This is a genomic window from Sphingobacterium sp. UME9, from assembly GCF_014170215.1.
GTDB classification, from domain to species: Bacteria; Bacteroidota; Bacteroidia; order Sphingobacteriales; family Sphingobacteriaceae; genus Sphingobacterium; species Sphingobacterium paramultivorum.
Map to the genome: position 1 here is coordinate 674,577 of NZ_LZZP01000003.1, position 19,315 is coordinate 693,891.

13 protein-coding genes and 2 tRNA genes are annotated in these 19,315 nt (G+C 42.3%); 8 read left to right on the forward strand and 7 right to left on the reverse strand.

All coding sequences use genetic code 11. The annotated features are described in order from the left end of the window. Positions 1-15: 15 nt before the first annotated feature. The 4 genes from pdeM to A9970_RS04250 are packed head-to-tail and all read right to left on the reverse strand — an operon-like array spanning position 16 to position 5,743. Entirely contained in the window at positions 16-678 is a 663-nt protein-coding gene (gene pdeM / locus A9970_RS04235; protein WP_182981431.1) for a ligase-associated DNA damage response endonuclease PdeM, read from the reverse strand. Continuing rightward, positions 675-3,137: a ligase-associated DNA damage response DEXH box helicase gene (locus tag A9970_RS04240; RefSeq protein ID WP_182981432.1), complete on the reverse strand. Its 2,463-nt coding sequence runs from the start codon at positions 3,135-3,137 to the stop codon at positions 675-677. Before A9970_RS04240 ends, pdeM begins: the two co-directional genes overlap by 4 nt. Before the next feature lie 19 nt (positions 3,138-3,156). Continuing rightward, a complete protein-coding gene (locus A9970_RS04245; protein ID WP_182981433.1) occupies positions 3,157-4,737 on the reverse strand; it encodes an ATP-dependent DNA ligase in 1,581 nt (526 codons plus the stop codon). 7 nt (positions 4,738-4,744) lie between these two features. Then, positions 4,745-5,743 carry a ligase-associated DNA damage response exonuclease gene (locus A9970_RS04250; RefSeq protein WP_182981434.1) on the reverse strand — a complete coding sequence of 333 codons (999 nt, stop codon included), beginning with the start codon at positions 5,741-5,743 and terminating at the stop codon, positions 4,745-4,747. Between the two features lie 144 nt (positions 5,744-5,887). Between A9970_RS04250 and A9970_RS04255 the strand changes: the two genes are divergently transcribed. The 5 genes from A9970_RS04255 (at position 5,888) to A9970_RS04275 (ending at position 12,616) form a co-directional block, all read left to right on the forward strand. After that, on the forward strand, positions 5,888-7,372 hold the full coding sequence (locus A9970_RS04255; RefSeq protein WP_159726919.1) for an ATP-binding protein: 1,485 nt from the start codon (positions 5,888-5,890) through the stop codon (positions 7,370-7,372). After that, on the forward strand, positions 7,362-10,964 hold the full coding sequence (locus A9970_RS04260) for a response regulator (RefSeq protein ID WP_182981435.1): 3,603 nt from the start codon (positions 7,362-7,364) through the stop codon (positions 10,962-10,964). Before A9970_RS04255 ends, A9970_RS04260 begins: the two co-directional genes overlap by 11 nt. Positions 10,965-10,977: 13 nt before the next feature. Next, complete coding sequence (locus A9970_RS04265; RefSeq protein ID WP_153847548.1) at positions 10,978-11,349, forward strand: response regulator; 372 nt, start codon at positions 10,978-10,980, stop codon at positions 11,347-11,349. Further along, positions 11,350-12,180 (forward strand): protein-glutamate O-methyltransferase CheR, encoded by an 831-nt coding sequence (locus tag A9970_RS04270; RefSeq protein WP_159726913.1) that lies wholly within the window; start codon positions 11,350-11,352, stop codon positions 12,178-12,180. It abuts the gene before it with no gap. A gap of 70 nt (positions 12,181-12,250) precedes the next feature. Then, entirely contained in the window at positions 12,251-12,616 is a 366-nt protein-coding gene (locus A9970_RS04275) for a response regulator (protein ID WP_153847546.1), read from the forward strand. Positions 12,617-12,759: 143 nt separating this feature from the next. On the opposite strand, the gene A9970_RS04280 is transcribed toward A9970_RS04275, so the two are convergent. Then, complete coding sequence (locus tag A9970_RS04280) at positions 12,760-13,509, reverse strand: NrtR DNA-binding winged helix domain-containing protein (RefSeq protein WP_182981436.1); 750 nt, start codon at positions 13,507-13,509, stop codon at positions 12,760-12,762. Positions 13,510-13,816: 307 nt separating this feature from the next. Between A9970_RS04280 and A9970_RS04285 the strand changes: the two genes are divergently transcribed. Next, positions 13,817-16,129, forward strand: a complete 2,313-nt coding sequence (locus A9970_RS04285; RefSeq protein WP_182981437.1) for a glycoside hydrolase family 3 N-terminal domain-containing protein — start codon at positions 13,817-13,819, stop codon at positions 16,127-16,129. 369 nt (positions 16,130-16,498) lie between these two features. On the opposite strand, the gene A9970_RS04290 is transcribed toward A9970_RS04285, so the two are convergent. Continuing rightward, positions 16,499-16,572, reverse strand: a tRNA-Arg gene (locus tag A9970_RS04290). Between the two features lie 185 nt (positions 16,573-16,757). Between A9970_RS04290 and A9970_RS04295 the strand changes: the two genes are divergently transcribed. Both A9970_RS04295 and A9970_RS04300 read left to right on the forward strand, forming a co-directional pair. Continuing rightward, a complete protein-coding gene (locus tag A9970_RS04295) occupies positions 16,758-17,276 on the forward strand; it encodes a YceI family protein (protein ID WP_088161416.1) in 519 nt (172 codons plus the stop codon). Between the two features lie 55 nt (positions 17,277-17,331). Further along, positions 17,332-17,419, forward strand: a tRNA-Ser gene (locus tag A9970_RS04300). Between the two features lie 244 nt (positions 17,420-17,663). On the opposite strand, the gene A9970_RS04305 is transcribed toward A9970_RS04300, so the two are convergent. Continuing rightward, positions 17,664-19,079, reverse strand: coding sequence for an aldehyde dehydrogenase family protein (locus tag A9970_RS04305; protein WP_182981438.1), 1,416 nt, complete (start codon positions 19,077-19,079; stop codon positions 17,664-17,666). Positions 19,080-19,315 lie beyond the last annotated feature (236 nt).

A 19,315-nucleotide genomic window follows, 5' to 3' on the forward strand; every position in this document is an offset into this window, starting at 1 on the left:
AAACTGTACCTTGGATTAGTTTTTTCTGATCGGGAAGATGTGATCGTCCGAAATAGCATAGCTTTGATATAGGGAAGACAGGTCTTTACTGTCCAATCCCGTAAAAGTACTAAAAGCGGGAAGGATAATCTGATGATCAGATACGAGAAAACAAGGTAAGCGAACCTGTCGTTTCGGTGGAATAACGAGGCTGATACCTGGATGGATATGCCCACTAATCCGAAAAGAAGATGAATCTGCTGCATCAGCGGGATGGTGTTTAAACTGAATCTGTTGTGTTTCGAAAATTTCCTTGTGATGCACTATACCGAAACGGTTGGTCATTTGTTGTGATAAGCGGTCGTGATTGCCCTTCACAAGATGAAGCTGGAGCTCCGGGTGTCGTTGTCTGAATGATTCCAACAAAAGTACTTCCTGATTGATGCCTGCGTGAATAAGATCGCCAACAACGATGACTTGTTTGGCTTGATAGTACGCTATGAGGGATTCTAGTCGATTGAGGTCGGTTATGGCTATATCCATGGGGATGGAAATGCCATGCTTCCTGAAATGCGCTGCTTTACCCAGATGCAGGTCGGACAAGATCAATGTTTTTTGGTCTTTCCAGTATATAGATCGCTGTGTGTTAAGGGTTAATTCCTGTTTATTGAAGGTAATTGTTTGTTCTCCGATTTTCATTTTCTGCGCTTCTTTTTTTGAGCATTGGTCTTTTCCATGCGTTGAATCCGTTCAATCAAGGCTTCGCTCGACAGGGATTGCCGGAGGCTATCCACTTTTATCGGAAAGCTCAATGGCGTATACTCTTCGACAAAGGTATAGCGTATTTTACTATGATTGATCCTTTCGAATGCTTTTATTAATCGATGTTCTTCCAGTTGCTGGTTGAACACTTCGGAAAAAGCTTGTTTAAGCAAAAGGTTGGTGGGATCGTGTTCCATTAGTACACGGAAAATAATCCCTGAGGAGGCCTGCAATGATTTGTTGTTTTGCTGTGTGCCTGGGTAGTTCTGGACAACCAGTCCCGAAATGACGGCGATATCCCTAAATTTGCGACTGGCCATCTCTGCAGCGTTTATACTGCTGATCACATCATCCATCAAATTAGTCCGGCTCAAGAGCTGTTCGAGCTGCGGTTGGCTGAGCTGGATCTCTTTGTCGGAATAGAGTTCGAAGCCATAGTCATTCATGGCCATGGAAAAACTGATGGGATACAACTTGCTGATGCGGTAGGCGATAAGTGCTGCCATGACCTCATGGATCAGTCTACCCTCCAAAGGGTAGAAAAAGAGATGATGTCCTTCTCTTGTTTTGATATGTTCGACAAGAAATTCCGTTTCGCTAGGCACGGCCGAAAGTTCGGCCTGTTTTTCGATCAATGGTGCTAGGAAATGAAGCTCTTTTTCACTGGAAGGAGCTCCTGTTGCTGCAGCCAATTTTTTACGAAGGAAATGGCTTAAATTGGATGATAAGGGAAGTCTGCCCCCGAGCCAGCTTGGAGTAATGGCTTTACCCGACGAGTTTCTTACGAATACGGTCATTTCCTTGACCATCACAAGTTCGAGTATTCGCCCCGCAAGAATAAAGCGTTCACCTTTTTTGAGTTTACTGATAAAATATTCTTCGATCATGCCGATGTAACCACCGGAGAGAAACTTCACGCGCATCATGGCATCACCGACAATGGCACCAATATTGAGTCTGTGGAGCAGTGCAAGACGACGGTTTTTGATGATCCATTTGCCTTCTTCATCTTGAATAACCTTGTGAAATTCTTCGTAGCGTTTGCCTATTTTTCCACCCGCGGTAATAAAATACATACACCATTGCCATTCTTCCGTATCCATGTAGCGAAAGGCATGGGTATTGGCGACGATTGCATGCAGTTCTTCCGAACGAAATCCCCCGCCCAAGGCGATGGTTACCATGAATTGAACAAGCACATCGAAAGTTTGAACCATGGGGTCCCGGTTTTCAATCGTCTGCGTTTTTACGGCCTCTTTAAGGGCGGCGACTTCGATGAGCTCCAGGGAGTGCGTGGGGACAAAATAAATCGTAGAGGTTTCGAAAGGGCTATGTCCGCTTCTTCCAGCGCGTTGCATAAATCGGGCTACACCTTTACTAGAGCCAACCTGTATGACTGTATCAACGGGTTTGAAATCTACCCCTAAGTCCAAGGAGGAGGTCGATACAACTGCTTTAAGTTTGCCACTGCTGAGATTGTCTTCGATCCATTCGCGGATATGGGCGTCAATGGAGCTGTGGTGTAAGGCGATTTGTCCGGCAAAATCGGGGTGGGCCTCCAGTAGCAATTGGTACCACATTTCACTTTGACTACGCGTGTTGGTAAAGACGATCGTGCTTTTGCTTGCTAGTATAATCGGGACGACCTGATCGACGAGGTTTCCACCGAGGTGCCCTGCCCAAGGAAGGAGTTCCACTGTGCTGGGGAATATCGGTTTGATGGCAATTTTCTTTTTCTCCTTGGCAACGATCTGGATACGTTTGGTGGCCTGTGGAAGCAAAACTTCCATGGCTTCATCAAGGTTACCGATGGTCGCTGTGATACCCCAGACGCGCAGGTTTTTCGTATACGATTTCAGGAAGGAAAGTGCCAGCTCGACCATCACGCCCCGTTTGTTGCCCATAAGTTCATGCCACTCATCTACCGTCACACATCGCAGATTCTTAAAATATTTGTCGCGTTGTTTTTGAGCAAGCAGTAGGTGCAGGCTTTCTGGAGTAACGAGCAAAACGTCGGGCATGGAGCGGGTTTGCTGCGCTTTGATCTTTGGGTCGGTATCACCATTACGGACCTGTACGATCCAGTCGAGTCCAATTTCGTCTATTGCTGTTTGCATGGCCCGGGCAAGATCTTTGGCCAGGGAGCGTAGAGGGGTAATCCAAAGCAGCTTTAGCCCCTTATGGTATTGTTCCGGATGATTGAGGAAGTCCATCAGTACCGCCATAAAAAGGGAAAAGGTTTTTCCGAAACCCGTAGGGGCAATAACCAGTCCGCTATATCCCTGGGCATACTTTTCCCAGGCCTTGGTCTGAAAGCTAAAGGGGGTTTTTCCTTGGGTTTCGAAATAGCCGTTGACAATTCGAAACCCTTCACTATGTGCTAACGTTGTGTTCAATATCTATTGTTTCTATTCTTTATTGTATCAATTTCTTAATATCTTCAAGATCGTCGATCTCTGCTGCTGTTTTGTCTTTTCGCCAGCGCAATATCCTTGGAAAACGCAGTGCAATACCCGATTTGTGCCGTTTGCTGTATCCTATGCCTTCAAAGGCAATCTCAAAAACAAGCTCCGGTTTGACCGTTCTTACAGGGCCGAATTTTTCCAGTGAATTTTGTTTTACAAAGCGGCTCACCTCCAGAATTTCTTGATCTGTAAGCCCCGAATAGGCTTTGGCAATTGTTACAAGCTGATCACCGTCCCGTACTGCAAAAGTATAATCGGTATAATGTGCACTGCGACGGCCACTTCCTTTCTGTGCATAAATGAGTACGGCATCAATGCTCATGGGGTTGACTTTCCATTTCCACCAGCCACCCTTTTTGCGTCCTGTATAATAGGGCGAGTCTTTCTTTTTCAGCATCAATCCCTCGCTGTTTAGCGTACGGGATGTTGCCTGGATATGCTGGAGCGGGGACCAGTCTGCCGCATGTATCAAAGGTGACAGCTGTAATGCACCTGGAGGGTTTGCTGCATAGCATTGCTCCAGCTGCGCACGTCTATAGGTCAGGGGCTCATTGCGCAGATCGATGCCGTTCAGTTCCAGGATATCATATAGATAGACAGAAATAGGGACTTCTTCGCGTAGTGATTTGGGGATGGTCTTTCGGTTGATCCGTTTTTGTAGCTCGGAGAAGTTCAACACACGGCCATCTTTGACAGCGAGGATCTCACCATCGAGCACAAAATTTCCTTTCCACTGATTGAGAGCTTCGGTAATTTCGGGGAACTGTGCGGTTACGAGTTCCTCGCCGCGAGACCAAATATGTATCTCGTCTTCGCGCTTGATAAGTTGGCCACGTATACCGTCCCATTTGTATTCCGCTTGCCATTCCGTTATCGGGCCAAGTTCTTCGGGTGTTTTTTCTAAAGGATAAGCAAGGCAGAAGGGATAAGGTTTGGAGCGGTTGGTATTGCTGTAAGCACCTTTGACTAGTTTGTCGAATTCAACCTCATGTGGATTCCATTGCCCCATAATACTATGCGCCACGGCGCTTGCTTCGGTATTCGCATAATGTGCGATGGTGTTGATTAGTCCCTTGGCGGAAACACCGAGCCGGAAGCTGCCGCCGAGAAGCTTATTGAAAATAAAGCGCTCCACAGTGTTTAATGTATTCCAGGAACGGAGCACAAAAGCTTTCTTTTCCATTATGGTGGCATCCTGGAGTGCGATGATCTCGTCCATCCATTCACCCAGACTTTTTTCGATCAGCATTGCGGGCGGTGGTAGCAGCAGGGACAGGGTCTCGGCGAGATCGCCGACAGCGGCATAAGATTCGATAAATAGCCACTCTGGGATCCCTGTAATTTCTAAAGTCCATGTTTTGAGGTCCTTTATTGCGATGCTGCGTTTGGGCCTTTTACCGGTCATCAGGGCCAGGAACCAGATTTTGTCTTTTTCTGTAGCCGTTCTGAAAAAGTCCAATATAGCCTCTTTTTTCAAATTGGTCTTATTGCTGCTATCAAGCGCATTGATCAATGTGGCAAATTCTTTCATAGGCTATCTAAGTTGTCTGGGTTTGCGGATCCTCTTCATCACCATAGTGTGTAGTCACTTCTTCGGCCTCAACGCCGATTTCATTGAGGTATTTGGCGAATGTCGCCGTTTGTCCATGAGTGACATAGACTTTTTCTGCGGCACTGCCACGGACAGCCTGTAGCAGGCCTGTCCAGTCCGCGTGGTCACTGATCGCAAAGCCAGCGTCGGCACTACGCCACCGTCGCGCCCCCCGGATCTGCATCCAACCCGAGCAGATCGCATAAGCTACATGTGGTATTTTTTGGAGCAGTTGGCTTTCCAGCAAGGCTGGTGGAAGCAGAACAATCTGATTGTCTAGTTGTTTGAGGTCCGATTTTAAGTCGGCGATGTGATAGTCCGGCAATTTTATTCCCGCCAAACTGTAGGCTTCATTTAATTTGGCAATGCTGTAATGGACATAAACAGGGCCCATTTCATGAACAGCATTGAGGATACGTTGGGATTTTCCAAGTGAATACCCGATAAAAACGGACGTTTTTTTGTTGCTTTGGTTGGTTTTAATCCAAGTTTGTAGGCGTTCATTTTGCGCTGCGACAGATTCCCAACGGTAAATTGGGAGGCCAAATGTACTTTCTGTAATAAGTTCATGGCACTTTATGGGTTCAAAGGGCGTGGACAAGCCATCGTCCTGAATCTTGTAATCTCCCGTAAAAACGACAACTTTACCTTTATACTCCAGGCGTATCTGGGCAGAACCAATAATATGCCCCGCGGGGTGGAGTGATACCCGGACGCCATTGATGCATATTGCTTCGTTGTAGGCTAGACCCTGAACCTGAATGTCTGGACCTATGCGGCTTCGTAGGATATTGACCGTAAAATGATGGCAGAGGTATTTCTTCATTCCTACATGGGCATGATCTGCATGTCCATGGGAGATAACGGCCAGATCTACAGGCTGCCATGGATCGAGATAAAACTTGCCCGGAACGCAATAAATACCTTTTGATGTGAAACGTATCATATCTCATTAAAACAGGCTTTCGTACGCTAAAGTTTTACTTATTTGTCGCGTTTTCAATTTGGCGCTGCGATTGCTTATTTATATTGGGGGTATTCAGTTAATTTTTTTAGATTTGTTAACCTTGATGCTAAGTTTTAATACACTATGATATTAATTGTCGATGATAATCCGGATAATATTTACTCTTTACAAAAATTGCTGGAATCCAAAAATTTTAAAGTTGATACCGCTCAATCTGGCGAAGAAGCATTAAAAAAGATCTTAAAATATAATTACGCACTCATTATATTGGATGTGCAGATGCCGGATATGGATGGCTTTGAAGTTGCTGAAAATATTGCCGGATTTAGCAAAACGAAGGAGACACCGATTATATTTTTGTCGGCGGTGAATACCGACAAGCGCTTTATCACAAAGGGATATGATTCGGGTGGATTGGATTATGTGACCAAACCGGTTGATCCAGATATTCTCCTGTTGAAGGTCAAGACATTTTATCGTTTATATGAGCAAACCCAGGCCCTGAAAGACGTTCAACAAACGTTGGAACTTGAGGTAGAACGGCGTAAGCAGGCACAGAAAGAGCTCCGGTCCAAAGTGGATTATCTGCATACTCTTTTAGAGTCCTTGCCTCAAATTGCATTTACCTGTGATAACAGGGGGAACATTGATTTTGTCAATGGTCGTTGGTTTCAGTTTTCGGATGATGCCGCTATTTTTCCGCAGACCTATCCGGGTGATCGGTCTATTGCAGCGGAGCTCCATGCGAGTCTTCAGTCGGGGAAACCACTGGAGATGGAAGTTCGCTTGAAAAAGAGCGTTTGTGGTGAATATTCGTACCACTTGTTGCGCGTATGGCCAATCTTAGAAAATAGCGAAAGCAACTGGGTAGGAACCTTTACCGATATTGACGCCCAAAAGCGGGCGGAAAAAGAGAAAGATGAATTTTTGAGTATCGCCAGTCACGAACTGAAAACCCCTTTGACGAGCATTAAGGCCTATATGCAATTGCTGGACCGCAAGCTTAAGCTTGAGGAAGAGAGTGCTGAAGCAAAGTATGTGAACCGCGTTCAGGGGCAGGTTGATAAACTCAATAGTTTAATTAGTGATCTCCTCGATCTATCAAAGATTGATAACGGCAAGCTATTGATCAATAAGAAGGTGTTTTCACTCGAGCATATGATCAAGAGCGCCATTGATTCGATTATTCAAACGCACGATCAGAGCAATATGGTACTTTATCGCCAGGGAGATATTGGCGATTTGCTGATTTATGGCGATGAGATTCGTCTCGAGCAGGTTTTGGTTAATTTTCTAACAAATGCATATAAATATGCTGCGGGAACAGAAAAGGTCATCGTTGATTGCACTCTCGTTGAGGATGCTGTGAAAATCAGCGTGATTGATTTTGGCATAGGGATACCTGTGGAGAAGCAAGCCGATGTTTTTGAGAAATTTTACCGCGTGGAGGAAACATCATTTGACTTTCAGGGACTGGGCATAGGTTTATATATCTGTGCCGAAATTATCCGTAGCCACCAGGGTACGATCGCTGTAGAAAGTTCAGGTGAGCAAGGGGCCACCTTCTATTTTACTTTACCATTAAATTTACCTGTAGATGCCAAATAATAAGACAATCAGTAATTTAACGATTGGTATAGGCTTTTCTTTGATTATTCTGCTAATCAGTTCTACGGCATCCTATCTAGGTATTCAGGAACAGAATAGACACCGTCAGGAACTTGCTGTTACACGCAAAATTATCAGTACGTCGAATAGTCTGCTTAGCTCATTGCAAGGGGCAGAGACGGGTAATAGAGGTTTTCTTCTGACAGGCAAGGAAAGTTACCTGGAACCTTTCAATATGGCACTTAAAAGCCTTCCTGGAGAATTGCAGGAAGTTGAAGCACTGACCAAAACGGACCCGGTACAAAAAGTACGGGTTGATAGCCTATTGACTGCTGCACAATGGCGTTTAGCTATTTTAAAGGAGTCTGTTGATATTAAAAGAAAGGGTGGAGTTGTCAGTTTAGCACATTTGGATGAAAGTAAGATGGCTATGGATAAGTGTCGGGCAATTATCAAGGCTATTATTCATTATGAGGACGATAATATTGACAAGAAGTCGGCTGATCTGGACAATTCTTCGTTTATCACAACCTTGTTTATTATCATCAGTGCGCTGCTTTCTCTTATAATTACATCCTATTTTTATTTTAGATTACGTGCAGACTTCTTGAAACGTTCAGCGCTTGAAAAATCACTACGTGAGAAGGATGAAGGTATTTCTAGACGACTAAATTTGGTTCAGAAGATTACTAATCGTATTGCATTGGGGGATTATGATGTGAAGGCTGAGGAGATTGAAGATGATGATTTGGGCGCAATCGCCAAATCGGTCAACAGAATGTCCAAATCATTAAAGAAATCATTTGATCAGCTAACGGATAATGACTGGCTTCATGCAGGTTATGCTAAACTCTATACGGGATTGATGGGAAATAAGAGTGAAGATATTATTGCTACGGATTCCATTAAAAGTCTTGTCGGCTATACGAACTCAGTCAGTGGAGCAATTTATATTTTTAATGATGAGAAGCTGCAACTATCAGGGGGATATGGCCTGGATATGCAGACTCAAAAGTATTTTCTGCCGGGAGAAGGTTATATCGGGCAGGTATTTTTGGATCGTGAACCCAAGGCACTGCATAATCTAAATGCAAAGGATTATGTAGTCAGTTTTGCCAATGGAAAGATCGGTGTGCAGCATATCCTTTTTTTACCGATGCTGGTTGATGATCAGGTGCTGGGCGTATTGGAAATTGGCCAGATGGAGCCTTTTACAGTATTAGAGCAGACATTTTTGACGGAATGTGCCCGACAGATTGGTATCGCCCTGCTCTCAGCAAAGGGAAGGGCGAAGATTCAAGCACTGTTGGAAGAGACCCAGGTACAGTCTGAAGAGCTGTTGACGCAGCATGCCGAACTTGAAAGCCTGAATACCGAATTAGAGGCGCAGACATTGCGTTTGCAGTCGTCAGAGGAAGAGCTCAAGGTGCAACACGAGGAACTGATGCAGTCGAATCAAGAATTAGAGGAACGCTCGCGATTGCTTGAAGATAAAAATTTAATGATTGCCGAACGGAATCAGGAAATTCAACAGAAAGCCGAAGAGTTGGCGTTGAGTACTAAATATAAATCCGAATTTTTGGCTAATATGTCCCACGAACTCCGTACACCGCTCAATTCGATATTACTTCTATCGCGTTTGCTATCGGAGAATGTAGAGGAAAACTTAAATTCAGATCAGGTCGAGTCCGCTAAAGTCATTCAAAGTTCGGGAACGAGTTTGTTGACGTTGATCGATGAAATTCTGGATCTTTCCAAAATTGAATCGGGTAAGATGACCTTGGATTATGCGTCTTTGGATCTGAATGATATTTTGTCGGATTTGAATAGTTTGTTTTTGCCGATTGTACAGGAAAAAGGCTTGATGCTAAAAACGAATATCAGCGATAAGGTCAGCCGGAGATTTCAGGGAGATCGGCTTCGCATAGATCAGGTACTCCGTAATTTGATTTCAAATGCGATTAAATTTACCAAAGAAGGCGAAGTACGTCTGGAAATCTATGAAGACCCGAGCGATAGTGATCGATTGGTGTTCGCTGTAGTCGATTCGGGTATTGGTATACCACTTGAAAAGCAGAAAATTATTTTTGAAGCTTTTCAACAAGCTGATGGCTCAACCAGAAGGAAGTTTGGTGGTACTGGATTGGGGCTTTCCATTAGCCGCGAGATCGCGCGCTTACTGGGTGGAGAAATCCGGTTGGAAAGCGAAGTTGGCAAAGGCAGTACGTTTTTGTTTATTATTCCGAAGTCGAAAGTTGAAGTCAAAGAGCTATTGACCAAGGAGCAGCAATTGGTTGAGGAGATATCTTCGGAAGTAGAGGAGGTCATTGAGATTGTTAAAGAAGATACCTATAATCCGGTCACGATTAGGATCCCCGAGGAGATTCCAGATGATCGGGATACGGTTGTGGAGGGGGATAAGGTGATTTTGATTGTGGAGGATGATGTTAATTTTGCCAAGGCACTCTTGAAATATACACATACGCAAAACTATAAAGGTGTAGTTGTTGTTCGTGGTGACCATGCACTCCCTGCAGCCCAGAAATATCACCCAGTTGCTGTTTTGCTCGATATTCAATTGCCAATTATGGATGGGTGGGCTGTCATGGATCAGTTGAAGGGCGATAAGGCTACACGGCATATTCCGGTTCATATTATGTCTTCGCTTGAGGTGAAGAAAGAAAGTTTATTAAAAGGAGCGATCGATTTTATTAATAAGCCTGTTGCCTTAGAACAAATGACTTCGGTATTCCAAAGAATTGAATCGGCATTAAGTCGTTCACCGAAGAAGGTACTTATTGTTGAGGAAAATCCAAAGCATGCAAGTGCATTGTCCTATTTCTTAAGTAGTTTTAATATATCACTTGAAGTAAAAGATAATGTAGAGGATAGCATTACAGCTTTACGTACGGCGGATGTGGATTGTGTGATTTTGGACATGGGAGTACCTGATGAAATGGGCTACCATACGTTGGAAGCAATCAAACAACATGAAGGACTGGAGAATCTGCCGATCATTATCTTTACAGGCAAGAATCTGTCCAAGGCTGAAGAGTTGAAAATTAAAAAATATGCAGACTCAGTTGTTGTAAAGACGGCTCATTCTTATCAACGGATTCTGGATGAGGTAGGCTTGTTTCTTCATTTGATTGAGGTTAATAATTCAGACGACGCTAGGAGGAAGAACAATGGGCTTGGAGCTCTGACCGACGTATTGAAGGGCAAGAAGGTTCTTGTCGCTGATGATGACGTTAGGAATATCTTCTCGATGACCAAAGCATTGGAGAAATTTCAAGTGAAGGTAATTCCCGCGATGGATGGTAAAGAAGCGTTGGAGGTATTGATGTCCGGAGAACCTATAGATATTGTATTGATGGATATGATGATGCCTGAGATGGATGGTTATGAGACGATTAAGAATATCAGACAACATGCGGACTATGCAAGATTACCAATTATCGCTGTTACGGCAAAGTCGATGATCGGGGATCGTGAAAAGTGTATTCAGGCAGGGGCTTCGGATTATATCTCGAAGCCGGTGGATATTGACCAACTCTTGTCTTTATTGCGTGTGTGGTTATATGAAAATTGAGGACAACTGATATATGGATCAGAATAAGGTAATATTAATTGTGGACGACGATCAACGCAATATTTTTGCATTGCGTTTGACGTTGAAAGCTAAGGGATATCAGGTGTTGAGCAGCACGAGTGCGAGCGAGGCTATGGAGATCTTGGAGGCGAATAAAGGTGTGGCGTTGATATTGATGGATATGATGATGCCTGAAATCGATGGCTATGAGGCGATTCAGCTAATTCGTAATTCGAGTTTGATGGGTAAAATTCCGGTTATTGCCGTGACAGCGCAAGCGATGAGTGGAGACCGGGAGAAATGCTTGGAAGCTGGAGCCCAGTCGTATGTCTCGAAGCCGATTGATGTCGATAAATTGATGGGTGAAATTGAACAGTTAATCTAAATGTTGGGCTATAGTATCATAAAAGACCATGAAATAGATATTTTGCTTGAAGATATCTATCGAGACTACGGGTATGATTTTTTGCAGTATAGCCGTGCCTCGATGAAGAGGAGGATTAATCGGATCATGACGAATGACCGTTTGGCAAGCTTTGCTGAACTTCGCTTTGTATTAAAGGACAATCCTGCATTTTTGCAGCACTTTGTAGAAGAGATTACCGTTAACTTAACTGAGATGTTTCGGGATCCTTTATTCTTTCGTCAGCTACGGGAGGAAATTCTACCACAATTGGGTACATACCCGTTGATCCGTGTGTGGATTGCAGGCTGCTCCACAGGAGAGGAAGCTTACTCGATGTCCATTTTGCTCAAAGAGGCGAATCTGTATCACAAGTCATTGATATATGCAACGGATATTAATCCACGGGTACTTGATATTGCCCGGAATGGTGTATATCCATTGAGCCAGATAAAATCTTTCTCTGAAAATTATATAGAGTCTGGAGGAAAACAGGATTTTTCGAAATATTATACAGCAAATTATGAATGGGCGAAATTCAATGCCGACCTAAGGCAAAAAATGATTTTATCTACCCATAATCTGGTATCAGACACTTCATTTAATAGCTTTCAATTAATCCTTTGTCGCAATGTTTTGATCTATTTTAATAAAGACTTGCAGGAGCGTGTCTTTAAATTATTCGACGCGAGTCTAGAAAATTTAGGATATTTGGCATTAGGTAGTAAAGAAACCATACGATTTTCAGGTATTCAGCATAACTTTACACCTGTAGGGGATCAAAAAATTTGGAAAAAACTTTATACCTTATAGGAGTTTGCAGGCAGGCGTGAATCTTTTGTGTCTGATGTAAAACAATGAAGGTATACATAAACTATTTTATATGAGTAAAGCAAAAACGGTATTGATATTTGAGGACGATACCATTATTTTGGAGGTTATAACGGTTGTTTTGACAGATTTAGGGTTCCATGTTGAAGTTTCGGAAACTTCACATGATATTATCCAAAAGGTGGAATCTGCAGAGCCCAACCTTATCTTAATGGATAACTGGATTCCAAACATAGGTGGTGTTGAAGCGACTAGATTGCTTAAATCAGATAAGCGCTTTAGCCATATTCCTGTAATTTACGTTTCGGCAAACAACGATATTCAATCCCTAGCAGATCGTGCTGGAGCGGATGATTTTTTATCTAAACCTTTTGATTTGGAAGATTTGGAAAATATTGTCAATAAATATATTGTATAGATCAATTGTAAAGGCTGGACTTCAGTACTGCGACTTTCAGTTTCTTGCGGGATAGTTTAGCCGATAGTAGAATGTTGGCCTGTGTTAGTGGTGACTATGCTGTAGTCTATTATAAATTTGGTATCAAAGTATCGGTGATTGTACTACCAGGTATTTAAGCCTTCCTGTAAGATATTATTATAGGTTTCCACATTGAACTTATAGAGGTCGGGAGCTTTATGGGCTCCACCTTTCCGCTGTTCGTCAAGTTTTTGAAGGATACCCATGTTTTTCATTTTACGATAAAAATTGCCTCGATTAAGTTTTTTACCGAGTACTGTTTCGTAAAGCCCTTGCAAGTCGGGCAGTGTAAACTTGTCTGGTAGTAAATTGTATCCTATTGGTTTGTAAGAAAGCCGCTCGCGAAGAGTCCGAAGAGCCTTGCTGATGATTTTGCGGTGATCCATGGTGATATTGATTTCAGTGATGTCCTTAAAATCGATCCACTGGCAGGTCTCACTTAAGGAATCAGGTTGAGGAACAACATGTTTGTAATTTACCAGCGCGTAGTAACCAATTGAAATAAAACGCTGTTTGTTCCACAGTGTGTCGGGGTAATCCGCAAAGGATTGCTGGCTGCGCTGCGGGCTTCCAAATACAGCGAATTCTTCCAAGAAGATATCCTTTACACCCGAGCGTTCATAAAGTACGCGTTTGACCGCCTCGTCAGTATCTTCCTCTTTCCCTACATAACCTCCAGGAAGAAACCACTCTTTATTGTAGTTCATTTTTAGTAAAAGGATTCTCAAAGAACCTTGGTCGAAGCCAAAGACGACGGTGTCTACAGAAATGTGAGGTAGAAATTTTTCATAACTCTCTGCCGATGCGTTAATAATCTGTGTTCTGAAATCCATGTACTTTCTGTCTTTGGCTTAATATTACAAAAAAATATCTCAATGGGAGGCAAGTTGGCCGATAAAAGTCGAACAATACCTTGTGTCAAAAATTACATTGGGCGCTTTTTTGTTAAATCAATATATTGATAGTTAGCTTTTTGTGTTATTTCGTTGATTTTATATTTGAACAAAAAGGTTGTACAATTGTATTGCTTCATAACGAAGCAATATAAGTAACTGATTATAACGTATAAAGCCAAATGTTTTTATTGCCGATAAGGCGAACGTTTTGACTACGAACTCATTTATTAAAATAACAGATTATATGAACGCAAGGAAACTACTATTCGCTTCATCTTTCAGTCTATTTTTAACGTTTTCGGCACAAGCCCAGGTTTACCAAAAGATTGAGAATAAATACGGCCCTGTATTGGGGTATTCGACAACTTCGGGAGTGAAGATCCTAAGCATTGCTGGAAATAAATTTAAGGATCTCAATCGAAATGGGAAATTAGATCGTTATGAAGACTGGCGTTTGACACCAGAGGAACGGGCCAAAGATCTCGCCTCAAAATTATCTATTGATCAGATTGCTGGGCTTATGTTGTACAGCAGACATCAAGCTTTACCAGCACCGGCCCTTGGATTTATGGCAGGCACCTATAAAGGGAAAAATTATCAGGAAGGTCTAGTTTCACCTTGGGCTCTAACCGATCAGCAGCGCGAATTTCTGGAGAAGGATGGGCTTAGGCATGTCCTGTTAACGGCAGTAAAAGATCCGGAAACCGCTGCCCGCTGGAATAATGAGTTGCAGGGTTTTGTGGAAGGGTTGGAATGGGGTATTCCGGCGAATAATAGTTCCGATCCACGTCATAATGCTGTTGTCAGTGCGGAGTTCAATGCAGGGGCAGGGGGACAAATTTCGATGTGGCCGGATGGACTTGCGATGGCGGCGACATTCGATCCGGCTATCGTTAAACGTTTTGGGCAAGTGGCGGCTTCGGAATATCGATCATTGGGCATCACGACGGCATTATCGCCACAGATAGATTTGGGTACTGAGCCGCGTTGGTACCGCATTGGTATGACTTTCGGAGAGAGCCCCGAGTTGACCACAGCCATGGCTAGAGCTTATATCGATGGCTTCCAGACATCGAGCGGGAAAGACGAAATTGCCTTAGGTTGGGGGTATAAGAGTGTCAATGCTATGGTGAAACATTGGCCCAGTGGAGGGCCTGAGGAAGGTGGTCGGGACGGCCATTGGGCTATTGGAAAGTTTGCGGTATATCCAGGTGATAATCTGAAGCAACATATTATTCCATTTGTCAATGGAGCTTTTCAGTTGACAGGAAAGACGAGCAAAGCTGCCGCCGTTATGCCCTATTATACGATTTCTTTTGGTCAGGACAAGAAGAATGGTGAAAATGTGGGAAATGGTTATAGCAAATATTTGCTTACCGACTTGTTGCGCGGCACCTACGGTTATGATGGTGTGATCTGTTCGGACTGGTTGATTACGGGAGATGAAGCGCCTAAGCCAGATGGATTTGCAGGTAAACCCTGGGGGGTAGAACAGCTGTCGGTGGCAGAGCGTCATTATAAAGCATTAATGGCAGGTGTAGATCAATTTGGAGGCAATAACGATAAGGCTCCTGTTTTGACGGCCTATGAATTGGGTGTGAAAGAGCACGGACAGAAATTTATGAGACAACGATTTGAGGCTTCCGCTAGAAGGCTTCTGTTGAATATTTTCCGGATAGGACTCTTTGAAAATCCATATTTGGATGTCGAGGAAAGTCGTGTCACTGTCGGAAATCCGCTCTATATGAAGGAGGGCTACGAGGCACAGGTAAAGTCCGTTGTTTTACTAAAGAATAGTGATCAGCAATTGCCTATTCGTGGACGGAAGAAAGTTTATGTTCCGAAGATGTATAGGGCAGCAATGAAAGATTGGTGGGGAAACTATACACAGGCGCGATTGGAATACCCCGTCAACATTGATCTCTTGCGAAAATATGCCGATGTAACCGATAACCCCAATGAAGCTGATCTTGCAATCGTGTTTGTACAGAGCCCAATCAGTGCAGAAGGTGGGTATAGCGAAAGGGATCGCAAGAATGGTGGAAATGGCTATGTTCCCATTTCCTTGCAATATGGCACTTATACCGCCTCAAACGCAAGAGCGGAGAGTATTGCTGCGGGTGATCCAGTAATCGATCCATCGATTAAGAATAGATCTTATAAGAATAAAATGGTGACTGCTGCTAATGTGATGGACCTTCAGACGATATTGGATACGAAGGATATGATGAAAGATAAACCAGTTCTGGTTGCTGTAACTGCCAACAAGCCGATGGTATTTGCCGAGTTTGAAAAGGAGGTATCTGGTATTGTCTTGAATTTTGGCGTATCGACACAGGCTGTATTGGATGTTATGTTTGGAAAGTATGAACCATCTGGTCTATTACCGGTTCAAATGCCAGCGAATATGGCTACGGTAGAGAAGCAAGCAGAGGATGTGCCCTTTGATATGGAGGTATATGTTGATCAAGCTGGACATGCTTACGATTTTGGTTATGGTTTGAACTGGTCGGGTGTAATTAAAGATGAGCGCGTGCGCGAGTTTGTTAAGAAATAGGTTTAATCCATAAATACCATGTAAGTCACCATCATAGTTTCAGTTCATTTAGATGGTCCAGGGGTCAATCAGCGCCAGATAATTAGAAATTACTTTTGATAAGGTCGAAGCATTTGCTCGGCCTTATCTATTTTTATATATTTAGGTTATTATTAACCTAAATATAACCATATGAATGTTGTTTTAATTGTCATACTTGCCTTCGTTGTTTTTCTTCTATATGGTCAATTTAAAAATGAGAAACCTTAGCTTATTTTCATCTTCAAGCTCGACTGCCATATCGACGAGATTTTAATGAATCTTAACTTTTGAAACCATATAGTGTATAAAAAGAAAAGCCCCTTTGCGTTGAACAAAGAGGCTTTTAAGTACGCCAATCAGGATTCGAACCTGAGACCGTCGGTTTAGAAAACCGATGCTCTATCCAGCTGAGCTATTGGCGCGTCGCTTTCGGTAATGCAAAAGTAGACATTTGTGTTATATTTCCAAAATATCGCCAACTTTTTTTTGTGGTTTTTCAATAACTGATTGCTTTTCAACAAGATTATTTTATTGATCTAGGTCAAACAAAATGAATAAAACTGCTGTTACCTTTGTGTTATTAAACAAATAGAAAAAACATAAAATTATGGCACAAGGAAAATGGGAACTAGACGCTGCACATAGCGAGATAGAATTCAAAGTAAAACACATGATGATTACGAACGTTAAAGGAAACTTTGACAGTTTTAAAATAGATGTTGACGCCGATGGCGAAGATTTTAAAAATGCGCTTGCCAAAGTGGTTATCAATACGGCATCTATCAATACGCGTAATGAACAACGGGATGGACATCTAAAAAGTCCAGACTTTTTTGATGTGGAAAAATATCCCACCATTACTTTTGAGGCAACGAGTTTAGAAAATGAACAAATTAAGGGAAATTTGACTATTCGTGATGTCACTAGACCGGTCGTTTTTGATTTAGAATTTGCAGGTATCCAAAAAGATCCTTGGGGAAATACCAAAGCTGGTTTTATTGTAGAGGGCAAAATCAAACGTTCAGAATTTGGCCTTAATTGGAATGCGGCATTGGAAACAGGAGGGGTAATGGTGAGCGACGATGTAAAATTTAGTGCTGATATTCAGTTTATAAAAGCTCAATAAGCACAATATATAAAATAAAATTTGGTAGGAGAGTGGAAATTCGTACTTTTGTCGCGGAGAGTTGGCAGAGTGGTCGAATGCGGCGGTCTTGAAAACCGTTAACTGTCACAGGTTCGGGGGTTCGAATCCCTCACTCTCCGCCAGGTGCAAATTTAAAGTTTTTAAAAAGCGCTAAAAAATATAGAAGTCTTGCAAATCAATGATTTGCAGGACTTTTTTGTTTATGGGAATTACTAAAATTTTCAAAAATACTCATATTTTTTGTGGCACATTCATTGCACTTTTAGAATTTTAAAAATGGTGCCACAAAAAATATTATTAAGTACTTAATGTTAAGATATGCTTAGGTTAACGACTTGAGTACTTAAATCTTTGATTCGACATTTATCATCCCAAAATCGCTTTAGGTTCTAAGTATTCTTCTAAACCAAATAAACCATATTCACGACCGATACCTGATTGCTTAAAGCCACCAAATGGTGCTTTTGAATCATGGGAAAGCCCGTTGATACAAATCCTTCCTGCATCAATTCTTGCCGCAACTCTGTTTGCTCTATCTGTGTCAGAAGAGGAAATATAGGCTGCTAATCCATAAATGGTGTCATTCGCTATCTCAATAGCCTCTTCCTCATTATCATAAGGAATAATAGATAAGACTGGACCGAAAATCTCTTCCTGGGCAATCCTCATATGATTTTTTACATTGGTAAAAACAGTAGCTCTAGTGAAATTTCCAGCTTCCAAGCCCTGAGGTTTACCCATGCCCCCTATAAGTAAAGTTGCACCTTCTTCTTGACCGATTTTAATGTAATCCTGTACTTTTTCGAATTGAATCTTGCTTACCATTGGTCCGATTGCTGTATCATGATCAGCAGGATTTCCAACTTTAAAGTTGGCTACAGTAGTTTTTACTAAAGTATTGATTTCTTCTAATTTTGTCGCTGGAACGATTAATCTTGTAGCCGCAGCACATGCCTGTCCGCTGTTCAGGAATGCAGCAATCACAGCCATTGGAATTGCCTCTTGAAGATTGGCATCATCCAGAATAATATTGGGCGATTTTCCGCCCAGTTCCAAAGTGACTCGCTTCATGGTATCAACTGCTCCTTTGGCGATAATCCGTCCTACATTCGTCGAACCGGTAAAGGAGATTTTGGAGATGCCTGGGTTTCTTGTTATTTCCGCACCGACGATATTTCCTAAACCGTTAACAATATTTACTACGCCTTTGGGAAGTCCGGCTGCGTGGATGCATTCTGCCATAACCTGCGTTTGTTGAGCACTCATTTCGCTAGGCTTAATCACTACGGTACATCCGGCGGCAATTGCCGAAGCAATTTTGGTACAAATAAAACCATTGCTCATATTCCAGGGGATAATTATTCCCACAACTCCAACAGGCTGTAAATTTACTTTTGATTTTCCGACATTTTGTTGAAATTCAAAATCGTTCAATACTTCCGTCATAGCTTTGAAGTCATCCAACGAATAGGTATTGATCATGGAAGCAAACTGGTAAGTACCACCATATTCTCTGACCATTACATCGACAAGTTCCGGAATTCGGGCCTCCACTGCATCATGTAATTGTTTTAGATATTGAATTCTTTCTTTTTTTGATGTTTGAGAAAAAGCTTTTAAGGCTTCTTTAGCAGCCTCGACGGCAAGTTGGACATCCTCTTCGTTTCCTAGTACAACTTCTGCTTCTTTGATATTAGAAGTGGGGTTAATAAGGTCAAAAATCTGTGTGCCTTTGGGAGCTACAAACTCTCCATTGATATAGATCTCTTTAATCGTTCTCATTTTTTCTAACTTTTATATTACAAATTTCGAAAACGAATCAGTTAGTTTACTTGCTGTAACGATCAAATATTTGTTTCTAATTAGCTCAACTTAATCAGTCAGCAAGATGCTTTTTCACAATTTGGAGTTCAGACATTCTCTAATAACTTAGTGTTGAATCGAAATTCACTATTCTTAAAAATTATGTTCTGTTAGCACGAATATAAATGTGATTCAGGGATTTGATATATGAGCTT

Excerpts from the sequence above, each read along its gene's own strand:
- pdeM (WP_182981431.1), bottom strand. The coding sequence starts at position 678 with ATGAAAATCGGAGAACAAACAATTACCTTCAATAAACAGGAATTAACC.
- A9970_RS04280 (WP_182981436.1), bottom strand. The coding sequence starts at position 13,509 with ATGGATTTCAGAACACAGATTATTAACGCATCGGCAGAGAGTTATGAA.
- A9970_RS04245 (WP_182981433.1), bottom strand. The coding sequence starts at position 4,737 with ATGAAAGAATTTGCCACATTGATCAATGCGCTTGATAGCAGCAATAAG.
- A9970_RS04305 (WP_182981438.1), bottom strand. The coding sequence starts at position 19,079 with ATGAGAACGATTAAAGAGATCTATATCAATGGAGAGTTTGTAGCTCCC.
- A9970_RS04270 (WP_159726913.1), top strand. The coding sequence starts at position 11,350 with ATGTTGGGCTATAGTATCATAAAAGACCATGAAATAGATATTTTGCTT.
- A9970_RS04265 (WP_153847548.1), top strand. The coding sequence starts at position 10,978 with ATGGATCAGAATAAGGTAATATTAATTGTGGACGACGATCAACGCAAT.
- A9970_RS04255 (WP_159726919.1), top strand. The coding sequence starts at position 5,888 with ATGATATTAATTGTCGATGATAATCCGGATAATATTTACTCTTTACAA.
- A9970_RS04285 (WP_182981437.1), top strand. The coding sequence starts at position 13,817 with ATGAACGCAAGGAAACTACTATTCGCTTCATCTTTCAGTCTATTTTTA.
- A9970_RS04295 (WP_088161416.1), top strand. The coding sequence starts at position 16,758 with ATGGCACAAGGAAAATGGGAACTAGACGCTGCACATAGCGAGATAGAA.
- A9970_RS04250 (WP_182981434.1), bottom strand. The coding sequence starts at position 5,743 with ATGATACGTTTCACATCAAAAGGTATTTATTGCGTTCCGGGCAAGTTT.
- A9970_RS04260 (WP_182981435.1), top strand. The coding sequence starts at position 7,362 with ATGCCAAATAATAAGACAATCAGTAATTTAACGATTGGTATAGGCTTT.
- A9970_RS04275 (WP_153847546.1), top strand. The coding sequence starts at position 12,251 with ATGAGTAAAGCAAAAACGGTATTGATATTTGAGGACGATACCATTATT.